This window comes from Halorubrum cibi (genome assembly GCF_900182635.1).
Classification (GTDB): Archaea; Halobacteriota; Halobacteria; order Halobacteriales; family Haloferacaceae; genus Halorubrum; species Halorubrum cibi.
This window is the reverse complement of record NZ_FXTD01000003.1, coordinates 88,913-102,950: the sequence shown is the minus strand read 5'-3', so window position 1 is coordinate 102,950 and position 14,038 is coordinate 88,913. Positions and strand designations below refer to the sequence as shown.

Genomic DNA, 14,038 nt, shown 5'->3' with positions numbered 1-14,038 from the left:
GCACTACTCCTCGTCGAGTGCCTGCCAGGAGAGCCGCGGATTCCGCGCGGCCCCGACCTGGTCGATCCGGGCGGCGGCGGTGCGGTTCGGCGCGGTCTCGAGCGCCTCGTCGACGTCGGCGTACGCGAGGTCGAAGGCCTCCGCGAGGTCGTCGAGCGAGGACCGATTCTCGATCTCCGTCGGCTCGGTCAACATCGCCTCCGGCACCATCTCGGGCCACTTCGTCGTCGGCGGATGGACGCCGAAATCCAGCATGCGCTTGGCGACGTCGGCCGCGTCGCGGTCGCCCGCGGTCGCCGCGAATTCGTGGTGGAACGGCCCGTAGGGGACCTCGAGGTCGATCCGCTCGGCGAGGTAGTTGGCGTTGAGTACGGCCTTGGCCGCGGCGTCCGAGAGCCCCCCGTCGCCGAGGCGGGCAATGTACGCGTACGTCTTGATCAACACGAGCCAGTTGCCCTCGAAGCCGTGGACCTTCCCGATCGACTCGGCGGGCTCGAAGCGCTCGTACCCCTTCTCTCCGTTCGTCTCGCGGACCCGCGGGCTCGGGAGGAACTCGGCCAGCTCCTCGGTGACACCGACCGGTCCCGCGCCGGGACCGCCGCCGCCGTGGGGCGTCGCGAACGTCTTGTGGACGTTGTAGTGCATCACGTCGAACCCCATGTCGCCGGGGCGGCCGCGGCCGAGCAGCGCGTTGAGGTTCGCCCCGTCGTAGTAGAGCAGTCCGCCCGCATCGTGGACGATCTCGGCGATCTCCGTGATGTCGCGCTCGAAGAGCCCGACCGTGTTCGGGTTCGTTAACATCAGGGCGGCGGTGTCGTCGCCGACGGCGGCCTCGAGCGCCTCCAGGTCGACGCGGCCGTCCTCCCCGGAGGGGAGTTCGACCACGTCGTATCCGGCGGTCGCGGCGGTCGCGAAGTTGGTCCCGTGTGCGGACGCCGGGATCACCACCTCCGAGCGGTCGTTGCCGTGGTGCTCGTGGTACGCCTTCGCGATCAGGATCCCCGTGAGTTCGCCGGCCGCGCCCGCGGGCGGCTGGAGCGTGACGGCGTCCATCCCGCCGATGTCAGCGAGGAACTCCTGGAGCCGGTACTGTAACTCGAGATTCCCCTGGATCGACCGGTCCGGGCGGTCCGGGTGGACCGCCGCGTTCGGGTCCGCGGCCACATCCTCGGTGAACTTGGGATTGTACTTCATCGTACAGCTCCCGAGCGGGTACGGGCCGGAGTCGATCGCCCAGTTCATCTGCGAGAGCCGGGTGTAGTGGCGGGCTATCTCCGGCTCCGACGGGACGGGAAGCGCGAGCTCCTCGCGGGTCAGATCGTCGGGCAGGGGCGACTCCTCGCGCACGTCGACCGTCTCCTCGCCCTTCTCGGAGAGCAGCGGCTCGTGAACGCCCTCTCCCTCACGCGTGTAGTCGGCCTGATCGTGGATCACGTCAGATCACCTCCTCGAACGCCGCGACGAGGTCGTCGGTCCGTCCTGCGGTGAGGTCGGACACGCACACCTGAAGCAGGTGCTCGCCGACGACATGGACGAGGAACCCCGCGTCCGCGAGGTCGTCCGCGATCGGAACCGCCGGCTGGTCGGTTCGGACCGCGAACTCCCGGACGTGGTGGCGGTCGTGGACCGGCGCGGCCGCCCCCGAGAGGTCGTCGAGGCGGCCGGCGAGCGCGGCCGCCTCGCGCACGCAATCGTTCGCGAGGTCGACGAGCCCGTCCGGCCCGAGCCACGCGGCGTGGATCGCCGCGCGCAGCGCCACCCACGCCTGGTTCGTACAGATGTTCGAGGTCGCCCGCTCCTTGCGGATGTGCTGTTCGCGCGTCTGGAGCGTGAGCGTGAACGCCCGGTCGCCCGCGGCGTCCTCGCTCGCGCCCACGAGCCGGCCGGGTACCTGCCGGAGATGCTCCTCGCGGCAGGCGAAGATCCCCAGTCCCATGCCGTAGGACGTCGGGAGCCCGAGCGCGCCGGCCTCACCGACGACGACGTCGGCCCCGACGCTCGCGGGCTCCTCGAGCACCGACAGCGCGACGACGTCAGACCCCAGCGTGAACAGCGCGTCGTCGTCCTCGGCGAGCTCGCCGATCGCGGCGAGGTTCTCCTCGATACAGCCGCGCAGCGTGGGGTTCTCCGCGTACACCATGACGACGTCGTCGCCGACGCGGTCGGCGAGGGCGTCGACGTCGGCGATCCCGTCGTCCATCGGGTACGACTCGACGGTCAGGTCCGCGCCGGCACAGTAGTTCTCGAGGACCGCCCGCTTCCCCTCCCGCAGGTGTTCGGGGACGAGGACGACGTCGCCGGACGTCGAGCGCGTTCGATCGGCGAGCGTCGCGGCCTCCGCGAGCGCAGTCGCGGCGTCGTACATCGAGCAGTTCGCGATCGGGAGGCCCGTCAGCTCCACGAGCATCGACTGGTACTCGAAGAGCGCCTGGAGGAACCCCTGTGAGATCTCCGGCTGGTACTGGGTGTAGCTCGTGAGGAACTCCGCTCGGTCGGCGAGGTGGTCGACGACGCTCGGCACGTAGTGGCCGTAGTGGCCGCGGCCGAGGAACTCGGTCGCGTCGTCGTTACGCGCGAAGATCCGGGCGCACTCGTCGCGGATGCCGCGTTCGGTCCGGGCGTCGATCCCGAACTCACCGTCGAAGGCGACGTCCCCGGGGATGTCGAAGAGCGACTCCTCGTCGGCGACGCCGATCGTCTCGAGCATCGCCGCGGTCTCGGCGTCGGTGTGGGGTGCGTACGGACTCCCGCTCATTGGTTCTCCGGGTCGGTGTCGACCGTGACGTGCGGTCGGGGTCGTTCGTTCTGTCCGAGTGACTCCGGTTGGGTTTGGTGGCTCGTCATGTGGTGTCGGTTCGGTGTTTCGGAGCGGTCTTCAGGCGATCTGCGCGTCGTACTCGTCGGCATCGAGCAGCTCGTCGTGTCCGACGCCGTCACTCGGGGCGACCTCGATCAGCCAGCCGTCGCCGTAGGGGTCCTCGTTGACCAGTTCGGGTCGGTCGAAGAGCTCCTCGTTGACTGCGAGAACCTCGCCGGAGACCGGCGAATACACGTCCGAGACCGCCTTGATCGACTCCACCACGCCGAACGCCTCGCCGGCGACGACCTCGTCGCCGGCGTCGGGAAGCTCGACGAAGACCACGTCACCGAGCTCGTCCTGTGCGAAGTCGGAGATTCCGACGCGGACGGTTTCGTCGTCGACGGTGGTCCACTCGTGCGATTCCAGGTATCGTAACTCGTCGGGAACTTCGAAGCTCATTGTGGGATCGATCGCGGCACACGTCGACCCGACGGCGCTCGAATCGAGCGTCTGGGCTCGGTTCAAACGTCGGCTCGGCCGCGTCGTGTCCGCGATTCGCGTGCGTGTCCCTACCGAGGACGGGGAAATAAAAGGTGTGTTCCCGGCGGCCGATCGGCGTGAGTGCGGGACGGTTCCATCCCGAATCTGACTCCGCCGATCGGATTTCGAATCCCACAGATCGAGTCTCGAACCCCACCGATCGAATCCCGACGCTTTATTCTCCCGGCGGGTCGGAGCGCGACCATGCTGATCACGCTGGAGGGGCTGGACGGGAGCGGGAAGACGACCGTGTGGGAGGCGCTCCAGGACGTCCACCCGGAGGCGGTCTTCACTCGCGAGCCGACCGACAGCTGGTACGGCGACGCGGTGTACCGATCCATGGGGGACGAGGAGGCCGACCCGCTCGCGGAGCTCTTCTTGTACACCGCCGACCACGCCGACCACCTCTCGGGGACGGTTCGGCCCGCGCTCGCCGAGGGCAACCTCGTCGTCTCGGACCGGTACTCCGACTCCCGGTTCGCCTACCAGGGGGCGACGCTCGCCGAGAGCGACCTCGACGTCGATAGTCCGATGGAGTACGTCCGGGAGATCCACACCGCCTTCTCGCGCCCGCCCGACGCGACGATCTACCTCGATCTCGACGCGGCCGCCGCCGCCGAGCGCGCCGGTCGCACCGACAAGTTCGAGCGCGACGGCTACCTCGCCGCAGTCAGGGAGAACTACGAGCGGCTGATCGACGACGAACCGGAGCGATTCGTCCGCGTCGACGCCACGCGACCCCTCGAGGACGTGATCGCCCGCGTCGAGGACGTCGTCGCCGGCCTCCTCGCGGACGCGGAGTAAGGGGCTCGCCTCGCCGCCGACCGCTCTGTATCTCCTCTCTCTCTTCTTTCCCTTCTCTCCCTTCTCACCGCGTGTCCGGAAGCTCGTACTCCTCCGGCGGCGGCACGTAGAGGTAGTCGATCGCGACGCCGAGAACGATCGGGAGCCCGACGAGCGCCGAGACGACGATCGTCGGGCTCACGAGGTCGACGCCCGCGCCGACCCCGATGCCGGTGAAAAACAGCGTCGAGACGAAAAGCAGCATCGGCGTCAGGACGACCGTGTACACCACCCACCCCCACGACGTGGCCAGCCGGAGCCTGAAAAAGCGTGTCGTCACGCCGGCGACCAGCGTGTGGAGGACGACGAGTCCGACGAGGCTCGCGAACCCGAAGAGCGCGATCATATCCACGCTACGGGCCCCGCGCTTTTGCGCCTATCGCTGCGCGTCCGGCGCACGTCCGGGTCACCTCTCAGAACATCCCTCCGTCACCCTGCCGTCTGGCCGAGGAGATCAGCCCCTCGACGGGATCGGTGTACTCGTAGCCGGGGATCACGCCCTGGACGTAGGTCCCTTCGACGAAATCGACCAGCGCGCCCGCGTCGTCAACGCCGCGTCGCTCGTTGACGTCGGTGAGCGCGAACTCCACGACGATCTCGTCGCCGTCGAGTTCGACCCGCGGGTCGAACTCGTGGTTCCCGCGGGTGACGCCGCCGACGTCGACGACGCGCCGCTCGAACGTCTCGCACCAGCCCGTCTCGACCACGTCGGCCACGTCGTCGACGGCCACCGCCGACAGCCTCGGAACGCGGACGCTGACCGAAAAGCGGATCCGACCGTCCTCGGAGGCGGGTTCGGCCTCGACCTCGGCGTCGAAGGCCGTCGTCGTCGCGGTCCAGACGCCCTCGTCGGCGGGTTCGAACGAGCCGTGGTCGCGGAAGGCCCGCCGGACGCGCCCCGGAATCTCGTCAGTGTCGTCCTCGCGTTCGCTCTCGCTCATACCTCGGGAAGGGCCCGCGTCCTCAAAAGGACCGCGTCGGCGGCGGACCGGTCGTCGTCGAGGGCACCACCTGGGCGACGGCTGCCGGGCGTCACCGATGGGGGCACGTCGAACCGGTACTGGTGTGCCTTTGTATCCGGCCGCGTGAGGGGCCGTATGGCAGACCGATTCCGCTCGACGGAGGGGTTGATCGACGCGCTCGCGGACGCGTCGTTCGACCGGCCGCCCGCGCTCGTCAGCAACGCCCACGTCACCGGCCTCGGCGTCGCCCGCGCGCTCGATGCCCACGGCGTGCCCGTGATCGCGCTCGACCGCGCGGCCGGCGACGGGACGGAACCGGTGGTCCACGACGGGCTCGCGCCCCCGTCCGACGCCGTCGACTTCGCCGGCGCGGTCACCTACCCGCTCGAGGACCTCGACGGCTTCCGCGAGGACGTGGAGGCGATCGTCGACGCCGCCGGGACCGAGGCGGTCGCGTTCGGCTGTATGGACGAGTGGGCGCTCGCGTACGCCGAGGCCGACCCCGACGGCGTCCGGCTCCCCTACTCGGGGATCGACACGATCGACGACGTGTTGAACAAGTCGCGGCTGTACGCCACCTGCGAGGACCTCGGGATTCCCTACCCGGAGACGCACCGCCTCGGGGGCGGGGCGGGCGAGACGGACGGAGAGGCCGGCGATACCGGGGAGATCGACGAAGACGCGCTCGAGGAGGCGGCCGACTCGCTCGGCTTCCCGCTCGTGGTGAAGCCCGCCCGAAAACGCGAGTTCGAGGAAGCGTTCGGCACGAACGTGCTGATCGTCGCGGACCGCGGGGAGTTCGAGGAGGTCGTCGCGAGCGCGGCCGCCGAGGGCGTCGAGGTGATGGCCCAGAAGCGCGTCGACGTCGCGACCGGGAGGGATCACTCGCTGGCGTCGTACGTCCCGCCCTCGGGCGTCGACGATGCCCTCGCGGTCGTCGGCAACGCCGCGGTTCGCTACCCGCTCCAGTTCGGGACCTCCTGTCTCGTCGAGACGGCGGACGAGCCCGCGATCGAGGAGCGCGCGCTCGCCGTGCTCGAGAACGCCGGCTACCACGGGATCAGCGAGGCGGAGTTCGTCTACGACGACGAGCGCGAGGAGTTCCTGTTGCTCGACGTCAACACCCGGCCGTGGAAGTGGATCTCGCTGCCGGTCGCCGCCGGCGCGAACCTCCCGATGGCGGCGTACGCCGCCGTCACCGACGCGGAGTACGAGTCCGAGGGCGTGGACCCGGCCGAGACGACCCGCTGGGTGTACCTGCGCGACTATCTCTCGCTTCTCGCCGGCGACGACGCCTTCTGGGACCTGCTTTCGGGCGACGACTGGCGGCGGCTCGTCGCCGGCTCCTTCGAGCGCGAGGGCGACCTGACCACCGGGGTCTACCGCCCGTCCGACCCGGCCCCGGCCGCGAAGCTGTTCGAGACGGAGTTCGTCGACCGCGAGTACTACTGCTCCTGTTGAGGGGCCGGTTCGGCGTGAAACCCTTCCGCGACGGGATCGGTGTGGAATTCCGTCGTTGGTGTGCTACGTCCCGACGGGTGCTTCGAAGCCGCCTCGACCGCTGGTGATCGGTGCCGGTTTAGCTTGTTCCGTGAGGTTCTGGGCGGTTTCGGATGGTATTCGGTCGGTCGATCCGTTTTGTGTACCACCGTTGTATCACAGAACATAGGTGGCGACGAGCCCGTGACCGACGAAGGGGTTCCTCGAGGAGATCGGCGTCGACCCCGACGAGATCGAGGACGCCGGCGAGCGGTACGTCGCTTTGAGTCCCGAATTTTGTGACGCGCTGGATGGCTACCTCAAGTACAACCGCGATAAGGCCGACGACGATTACGACCGGAAATCGTTGTTCACATCCCAACAGGGACGCCCGGCCAAGTCTTCGCTTCGAGATAGCATCTATCGGATCACCCGTCCCTGCCAGTACACAGGTGAATGTCCACACGACCGCGAGATAGACTCCTGTGAGGCGATGGAAAATAACAAGGCGAGTACCTGCCCATCGAGTGTGAGTCCACACGCGATACGTCGTGGGTCAATCACGCACCACTTGTCTGAAGACGTGCCAGAGAAAGTCGTTAGTGACCGGATGAATGTGAGTCTGGATGTCCTTGAGAAGCACTACGACCGGCGGGGTGAGCAAAAGAAAGCAGAGCAACGACGCGATTATATAGATGATTTATAATCAGGTTTAATTCAAATAGATAATAAAATATAGTTGCTGAACCCAGAAATTCCAAATCACGTTATATGATGACATCCTCATTTTTATTTATCTTTACCTGTCATCTATTCGTATAGGAGTAACATGGACATTGACTTGCCCTCTGGTAGCAATTCGTCAACAGAAGATTCCATCTTCGGCGGCCGAATTGACCTGTATGAAGCATATTGGTTATACGTCGATGGAGTTCGATTCGTAGGTCCCGTATTAGAACAGTCATCAGCAACAGCGGATGATACAGATAGGTCTCCGCTTGCTCGTCACTACAACCATTTCTACGAAAAGAAAGAGAAACATAAGGAGAAGTGCGCTGACCTTCCCGGAACCCTTCCTAAATACAAGGACTATTTTGAAGAACCTCGTGGAAATGTCCGGAAAGTACCTCGAAAAACCCTTGAGGAACTTGGAATTAAATGGAAGGAAACAGATGACCCAATCTGGCTTCCTCCGGAGTATGAACTACCTGAAGTTTGGGAGGAGGATCTAACGACCCTGGATACAGCCGAATTACGAGATCTTGTCCGTGAACTTCGCGCCGAGAATGAAAAGCTACGTGGTGAGCGTGATGAACTAAAAAATAAACTGGCCAAAGTTGGCAACTCGTTATCTAATTTCCTTGATTCGAGAGGGAAGAGTAAATCTCAGAAAACAGGCGATGAGGACAAACCTACCCATATCTGTGGGAAATGTGGTGCGTCGTTCGACTCAAAGGCAGCAAAGAACGGACATTCTGCTCACTGCGATAGATCTAATTCAACGCCGAAAGAGCTGGAGGATCTCGCGAATGAATTACCGGAATTGAATGACCAACAAGCAGAGGAAGGGCATGGTAATGCCTCCGCTGAAGAAGAACTGGAAAACCTGAACCATCTACTCAAGGGAAGTTTGTGAGTGATTCTTTGAAATGATGTTTCTTTTCGCTTGAAATCAGCGATAAGGGTGGGGAGCTAATCGATAGTCCACGAAGTAGGGAAGGTGCGTGGAAGCTACGGTTGAACTCTACTGCTACAGAGGGTTCTAACTATTGAGAGTTAGGACGGAATTAGGTGGCTGGGGAGTTCCCGGCCCCTAACACGCCACGGCCAAAGACCGTGGACGTTGTAGGTGGGCCAACACGGATTTGAACCGTGGACCTCCCGGTTATCAGCCGAGCGCTCAACCTGACTGAGCTATTGGCCCAGGTGAGCGCATTAGATGAATTTGTGGGTAGGATTTTAAGGGTTTCCTTTCAGTAGCGCGCCGCCGTCACGCGGTTTGTGACGGGATCGCGAGACTGAACGGAGTCGGGGCTCACCCGGAGTGCTCCTCGCGCTCCGGATCGTCGTCCTCGACCGTGTACTCCACGTCGACGACGTCGTCTCGATCGTCGTCGGATCCGCGTCCCTCCGATCCGGAGCCACCGGAGCCACCGACACCACCGACGCCGCCCGCGGGGTCGCCGTCGTTTCCGTCGTCTTCGGGCGGACCGGGAAATCCGCCGGGAAAGTCCTCTGGGTCGCCGGAGAAGTCGCCCTGGCCTCCGAACCCCTCCCCGCCGGGGAAGCCGCCGATGTACACGTTACCGGTGGCGAAGCCGCCGGTCTCGCTGTCGATGTAGGGCACGACGACGTACCGCTTGACCGCCATCCGGATCGGGACCCGCGTGATCGGCAGCGCGAGGAGGAACCCTAGCGCGTCGGTGACGAGTCCCGGCGTGAGCAGGAACGCGCCCGCGGCGATGAGGAGCCCGCCGTCGAGCAGCTCATCCGTCGGCGGCTCCCCGCGGGCCAGTTTCCGTTGGACCCGCGCGAGCGTCGCGCGTCCCTCCGCACGGAGGAGCAGCATCCCGAGGATCGCCGTCAACACGACGAGTCCGACCGTCATCACCCACCCGAGTCGCGTCGCGACGAAGACGAGGAACAGGGCGTCGGCGAGGGGGACGACGAGGAGCAACGCGAGCAGCGTTCGCGGGCGCATGCCCCTGGGTTCCGTCCCGGCCCCCATAGCCCTTTTCGTCGCGGTCGGGGTCACCAGCCGGCGCGACCCCTCGTCACTCAACGGGTTTCCCGTCGCTCCCGTCCGCGACCGCCACGGCTTTGAACCGGCGGGCCGAGCCACGGTCATGGACATCGTCGGCGCGCTCGGCCGCGACCCGCCCGAGCGCGGACCCGCGGAGGACGGCCGGCTCCCCCGGTGGGTCGCGCCGCTGCCGGCGGCGCTGGAGGACGTCGCCTACCGGTTCGTCTGGGTCGTCGTCGCGATCAACCTCCTCGGGACCGCCTTCGGCTTCTGGTACTACCGCTTCCAGTTCGCGCGGGTGCCCGTCGAGATGTGGGCGTTCGTCCCGGACAGTCCGGGGGCGACGCTGCTCATCGCGCTGGCGCTCGCCTCGTGGGCGGTCGGCCGCTCCAGCGACACCCTCGCGGCGCTCGCCTTCTTCGGAAACATCAAACTCGGGCTGTGGACGCCGTACGTGCTCGTCGTCTTCTACCCGGAGTTCCTCGCGAACGCGGGGCCGCCGCTGTACGCGTTCCTGTTCGTGAGCCACCTCGGGATGGTGCTTCAGGCGTTCGTGCTCCACCGGATGACCGACTTCCCGGTTCGGGCGGTCGCCGTCGCGACCGCGTGGTACACCGTCGACCTGCTGATGGACTACTTCGTCCCGGTGATCGGCGGGGTCACCCACACGTCGCTGCCGTATCCGGACCCTCAACCCTGGTTCACGACGACCGTCCTCCAGGTCGCCGCCGCGGGCGCGGTCGTACTCACCGTCGTGCCGCTGTTTCTCGCGCTCGCGACCCGCGTCGAGACGCTTCGGGCTCGGGAGTGAGCGGTCGAGGGTCGCGCGGACCCCACCCCACGACACCCGTTTAAGTCCCCGGCCGGCGTCGAACGACCCATGAGCGCGTACGAGCGGATCGCGGACCTCTCCGTCACGATCGAGTCGGTCGGGAGACGACGGTACACCGCGGACACGACGAGCGGGTTCGAGCGGACGACGACCGAGTTCCGGCTCGCCGGCGACGGTCTCGTCGGCCGCGGCGAGGACGTCACCTACGACACGCCCGACCACGACGCGTTGGCCGGGACCGACCCGATCGACCTCGAGGGCGAGTGGACGATCGACGAGCTCTCGGCCGCGCTCGACGAGGTCGACCTGTTCGCGGCGAAACCGCCCGAACGGGAGACCTCCCGACACTATCGACGGTGGGCGGTCGAGAGCGCGGCGCTGGATCTGGGCCTTCGACAGGCCGACGAGAGCCTCGGGGAGTTCCTCGGGATCGAGCCCGAACCTGTCGAGTTCGTCGTCTCGACGCGGCTCGGCGATCCGCCCTCCGCCGATCGCGTCGAGGAACTGCTCGCGCTCGACGACGACCTGGAGTTCAAACTCGACCCGACCCCCGACTGGCCCGACTCGGTCTTCGAGCGGCTGCGCGAGACCGGCGCGGTCCGCATCGCCGACCTCAAGGGCTGGTACGAGGGGACCGACGTGGACGTGCCCGCCGACCCCGAACTGTACCGCGACGTCCTCGCCGCGTTCCCCGCCGCCGTGATCGAGGACGCGGCGTTCACGACCGAGACCCGGCCCCTCCTCGAACCGCAAGCCGACCGGCTCTCCTTCGACTACCCGATCGACGGGGTCGACGCGCTCGAGTCGCTGCCCGTCGAGCCGGGGTGGTGTAACGTCAAGCCCTCCCGGTTCGGGACGCTCGAGTCGCTGTTCGAGACGATCGCCTACTGTCGCGAGGAGGGGATCGAGCTGTACGGCGGCGGCCAGTTCGAACTGGCGAGCGGGCGGACCGCGATCCAGACGCTCGCGGCGCTGTTCTACCCGGACGGCCCCAACGACGTCGCGCCCGGCGCGTTCAACGACCCCGACGCGTCGCCGCCGTACCCGAGGAGCCCGCTGAGACCCGACGTCGACGCCGTCGGCTTCGAGTTCTAGACCGCAGTGCGGTCGGCGCGCCTTCGAGCGAGCCGTCGGCTCGCGAGGAGCCCGCGAGGGAGTCGGCCGCTCGGAGCGACGCGGAGGGCGGCCGACGAGGCTGGGGAGGGGTGAGGCTGCGGTTGCGGTCGGGTGGGACTCAAAGGGGCAGCCGTCTCCGGGAAGACGGCCGACGTAAGCACCGCAGGGAGGGAGCGAACGAAGTGAGTGACCGACCAAGGAGCGCAGCGAGGCCCTCAACCGGAGCCGGCTGGGGCTTTGGAGGTGTCCTCCGCGATCGTCATTCCCGCTTCGTATTGCCGATCGGCTGAGGTGTTGATGCCGGCCCGTTTTCGATCTAGGAGACGAACTTCAGCAGGTCGTCGCGGTTGTGGTCGTGAAAGCGGTCGCGCAGGCACTCCTCGAGCGCGTCGATATCGCCGCGCTTCGCGCAGATCGGCGCGACCGTGTCGGACCACTGCTGCCACGGTGGGTACAGCCCGAGCCGGTCGCAGATCTCGTCGAGCCGCTCGTCGAGGTCGTCGATCTTGTCGGTCTTGTTCACGGCAACGATCGGGTCGACGCCGACGTCCTCGAGGAACGCGAACATCTCCACGTCGTGCGGGACGTTCCCGCGCTCGCGGTGGCGGTCGATGATGTCGACCGCACTCTTGCCGTCGAGAACGACCACGCCCGCGAGGATCCGCTCCGCGTTCTCCTCGACGTACCGTATCACGTCCGTCTTGATCTGCTCGCGGCGGTCCTCCTCGACGCCGGACATGAATCCGAAGCCGGGCAGGTCCGTGAACATGAACGACTCGCTCGCCCAGTCGAAGTGGTTCGGCTGGCGAGTCACGCCGGGTTTCCCCCCGACGGAGACGTCGTGGCCCGTCAGTTCGCGCATGATGGTGGACTTCCCGACGTTCGACCGTCCGACGAGGACGACCTCCGCGTCGCGGTCCGGCCGGTCTTCGAACATACCCGCACTCGACCGCCGAACGGGTTAAAGGACGCGTCGCGGAGGCGACCCCTCTGGCCGCGAGTCGTGCTCAGTTCGCCGCGGGCTCGGCCGGGTCCGCGGGTCCGGGTGCGTCGTCGGATCCCGCGGAGCCGGCGTCGATCTCGTCGCTCTGACTCGAGAACGCGGACCCGAACATCCGGAACACCGCAACCTGCCCGTAGAACTGGAGGAAGGGAACGAGGAGCAGGCCGACGACCGTGACTGCGAGGATCCCGGTCGCGATCCAGAGGACGAACGTCACGACGAGCGGCATGAGGATCGCGACGAGGTAGTCGGTGCTCAACAGGGTGGGCTTCAGGAGGTCGACGTCGAAGGCCGCGCCGATCTCGCCGCGGGCCGCGTAGGCGGTCAGCGCCGCGGGCACCGCGTAGTAGACCAACAGCAACACCGGGAGGAACGCGAGCGCGAGCAGGACGCCGAACACGCCCACTATCGCGCCCGCGTCGCCGCCGATCGCCCCGCCCGTGCCGATGACCAGGAAGACCAGGATCCCGTACGCGAGTACCGGAACGAACGTGTACGCGACCGTTATCACGGTCCCGATGATCCCCTTCACGAGGAGGTCGCCCCAGTCTTCGAACTCCGGTGGGTCCTCGGCCCCCTCCACCGTGGTTTCGAGCACCCGGACCAGGTAGCCGAGGATGACGAACGCCGGGAGGAGGAGCACCGAGAGGAACCCCAACACCCCGCCGATGAGGATGCGTCCTATCCAGTCGCCGCGCACCGGGTACGAGAGTCCGTCTTCGAGCATACCCGACGGATCTCACAGGAAGTATATAAATTTGCGTCGACAATCCGCGGCGAATCGCCCGGACGGATGGGATCCCCCGGGCCGAGTGGGATCGTCCGGACGGATGGGATCAGCGTGGGAGCGGACGAGGCGGTGCCGAGCCGATCTCGATTCGCTCTCCGCCGAATCGCTTAATCGCCCGCCGGTCCCACGCTCGGTATGGACAAACAGGCGGTCCGGCAGGCGCTCTGGGACGCTCTGGAGGAGCGTGGAATCGCCCGGTTTCCGTTCCCGCCGCACGACCGGATCCCCAACTTCGCGGGCGCGAACGAAGCCCGTGATCGACTGACCGAGACGTCGGAGTGGAGGTCGGCGGAGACGGTGAAGGCCAACCCCGACGCCCCGCAACTCCCGGTCCGGCGGGCCGCCCTCCGCGCCGGCAAGACCGTCTACGTGGCCCAGCCGCGGCTCCGGGACCCGGACCCGTTCCTCCGGCTCGACCCCGCCGAGATCGACGACGTCGACGCGGCCACGACCGTTTCGGGCATCTCCGAGCACGGCGTCCCGACCGCCCCCGAGGACGTCGCCGGGATCGACCTGATCGTCTCCGGCTCCGTCGCGGTGCGGACGGACGGGGCTCGGATCGGCAAGGGCGAGGGGTACAGCGACCTGGAATGGGCCGTCCTCCGCGAACTCGACGCCGTCGACGACGAGACGACGGTGGCGACGACGGTCCACGAGCTACAGGTCGTCGACGAGCCGCCGTCGCCGGTCGACGGCATCGCCCCCGACGCCGACGCTCCCGCCGGCCGCCTTCCCGACCCCGACCGCCACGACGTGCCGCTCGACCTCGTCGTGACCCCCGAACGCACGGTCCGAACGGGGTCCGACGCCGAGCGCCCCCCGGGCGTCGACTGGGACGCGATCGACGAGGAGCGCGTGGCCGACATTCCGGTGTTGGCGGAGCGGGCGCCGGACTGATCGGCGATCGCGGTCGCCGATCGCATGACGTTC

The 14,038-nt window shown here is 66.9% G+C and carries 14 protein-coding genes and 1 tRNA gene; 6 read left to right on the top strand and 9 right to left on the bottom strand.

The genetic code is table 11. The features are described from left to right. Positions 1–3: 3 nt before the first annotated feature. The 3 genes from gcvPB to gcvH all read right to left on the bottom strand — a co-directional run bounded on the left by gcvPB (position 4) and on the right by gcvH (position 3,259). Positions 4–1,434 (bottom strand): aminomethyl-transferring glycine dehydrogenase subunit GcvPB, encoded by a 1,431-nt coding sequence (gene gcvPB, locus FN829_RS04875; RefSeq protein WP_142985878.1) that lies wholly within the window; start codon positions 1,432–1,434, stop codon positions 4–6. A 1-nt stretch (position 1,435) separates the two neighbouring features. Next, positions 1,436–2,755 (bottom strand): aminomethyl-transferring glycine dehydrogenase subunit GcvPA, encoded by a 1,320-nt coding sequence (gene gcvPA / locus FN829_RS04870; protein ID WP_142985877.1) that lies wholly within the window; start codon positions 2,753–2,755, stop codon positions 1,436–1,438. Between the two features lie 120 nt (positions 2,756–2,875). Further along, a complete protein-coding gene (gene gcvH, locus FN829_RS04865; protein ID WP_142985876.1) occupies positions 2,876–3,259 on the bottom strand; it encodes a glycine cleavage system protein GcvH in 384 nt (127 codons plus the stop codon). Between the two features lie 285 nt (positions 3,260–3,544). Here gcvH and tmk point away from each other — a divergent pair, with 285 nt between their 5' ends. Continuing rightward, positions 3,545–4,144 carry a dTMP kinase gene (gene tmk, locus FN829_RS04860; RefSeq protein WP_142985875.1) on the top strand — a complete coding sequence of 200 codons (600 nt, stop codon included), beginning with the start codon at positions 3,545–3,547 and terminating at the stop codon, positions 4,142–4,144. Between the two features lie 64 nt (positions 4,145–4,208). Here tmk and FN829_RS04855 read toward each other — a convergent pair whose 3' ends face one another. Both FN829_RS04855 and FN829_RS04850 read right to left on the bottom strand, forming a co-directional pair. Then, positions 4,209–4,529: a hypothetical protein gene (locus FN829_RS04855; protein ID WP_142985874.1), complete on the bottom strand. Its 321-nt coding sequence runs from the start codon at positions 4,527–4,529 to the stop codon at positions 4,209–4,211. Positions 4,530–4,596: 67 nt separating this feature from the next. Further along, positions 4,597–5,124, bottom strand: coding sequence for a DUF5813 family protein (locus tag FN829_RS04850; protein WP_142985873.1), 528 nt, complete (start codon positions 5,122–5,124; stop codon positions 4,597–4,599). A 156-nt stretch (positions 5,125–5,280) separates the two neighbouring features. Between FN829_RS04850 and FN829_RS04845 the strand changes: the two genes are divergently transcribed. Together FN829_RS04845 and FN829_RS04840 are read left to right on the top strand one after the other, a co-directional pair. Continuing rightward, positions 5,281–6,606 (top strand): carboxylate--amine ligase, encoded by a 1,326-nt coding sequence (locus FN829_RS04845; protein ID WP_142985872.1) that lies wholly within the window; start codon positions 5,281–5,283, stop codon positions 6,604–6,606. A gap of 847 nt (positions 6,607–7,453) precedes the next feature. Further along, complete coding sequence (locus FN829_RS04840; RefSeq protein ID WP_142985871.1) at positions 7,454–8,260, top strand: hypothetical protein; 807 nt, start codon at positions 7,454–7,456, stop codon at positions 8,258–8,260. Between the two features lie 214 nt (positions 8,261–8,474). Here FN829_RS04840 and FN829_RS04835 read toward each other — a convergent pair. After that, positions 8,475–8,548: transfer RNA gene (locus tag FN829_RS04835), tRNA-Ile, on the bottom strand. A 111-nt stretch (positions 8,549–8,659) separates the two neighbouring features. Next, positions 8,660–9,325, bottom strand: a complete 666-nt coding sequence (locus tag FN829_RS04830; protein ID WP_142985870.1) for an FxsA family protein — start codon at positions 9,323–9,325, stop codon at positions 8,660–8,662. Between the two features lie 145 nt (positions 9,326–9,470). Between FN829_RS04830 and FN829_RS04825 the strand changes: the two genes are divergently transcribed. Beyond that, positions 9,471–10,178: a DUF1405 domain-containing protein gene (locus FN829_RS04825; protein ID WP_142985869.1), complete on the top strand. Its 708-nt coding sequence runs from the start codon at positions 9,471–9,473 to the stop codon at positions 10,176–10,178. 69 nt (positions 10,179–10,247) lie between these two features. Beyond that, positions 10,248–11,294 (top strand): hypothetical protein, encoded by a 1,047-nt coding sequence (locus FN829_RS04820; protein WP_142985868.1) that lies wholly within the window; start codon positions 10,248–10,250, stop codon positions 11,292–11,294. Positions 11,295–11,631: 337 nt separating this feature from the next. Here the strand turns inward: FN829_RS04820 and engB are convergent, their stop codons facing one another. Next, positions 11,632–12,252 (bottom strand): GTP-binding protein EngB, encoded by a 621-nt coding sequence (gene engB, locus FN829_RS04815; protein WP_142985867.1) that lies wholly within the window; start codon positions 12,250–12,252, stop codon positions 11,632–11,634. A gap of 70 nt (positions 12,253–12,322) precedes the next feature. Beyond that, complete coding sequence (locus tag FN829_RS04810) at positions 12,323–13,045, bottom strand: DUF4013 domain-containing protein (protein ID WP_142985866.1); 723 nt, start codon at positions 13,043–13,045, stop codon at positions 12,323–12,325. Between the two features lie 198 nt (positions 13,046–13,243). Here FN829_RS04810 and FN829_RS04805 point away from each other — a divergent pair, with 198 nt between their 5' ends. Next, entirely contained in the window at positions 13,244–14,005 is a 762-nt protein-coding gene (locus tag FN829_RS04805) for a 5-formyltetrahydrofolate cyclo-ligase (RefSeq protein ID WP_142985865.1), read from the top strand. The last annotated feature ends 33 nt before the right edge of the window (positions 14,006–14,038 follow it).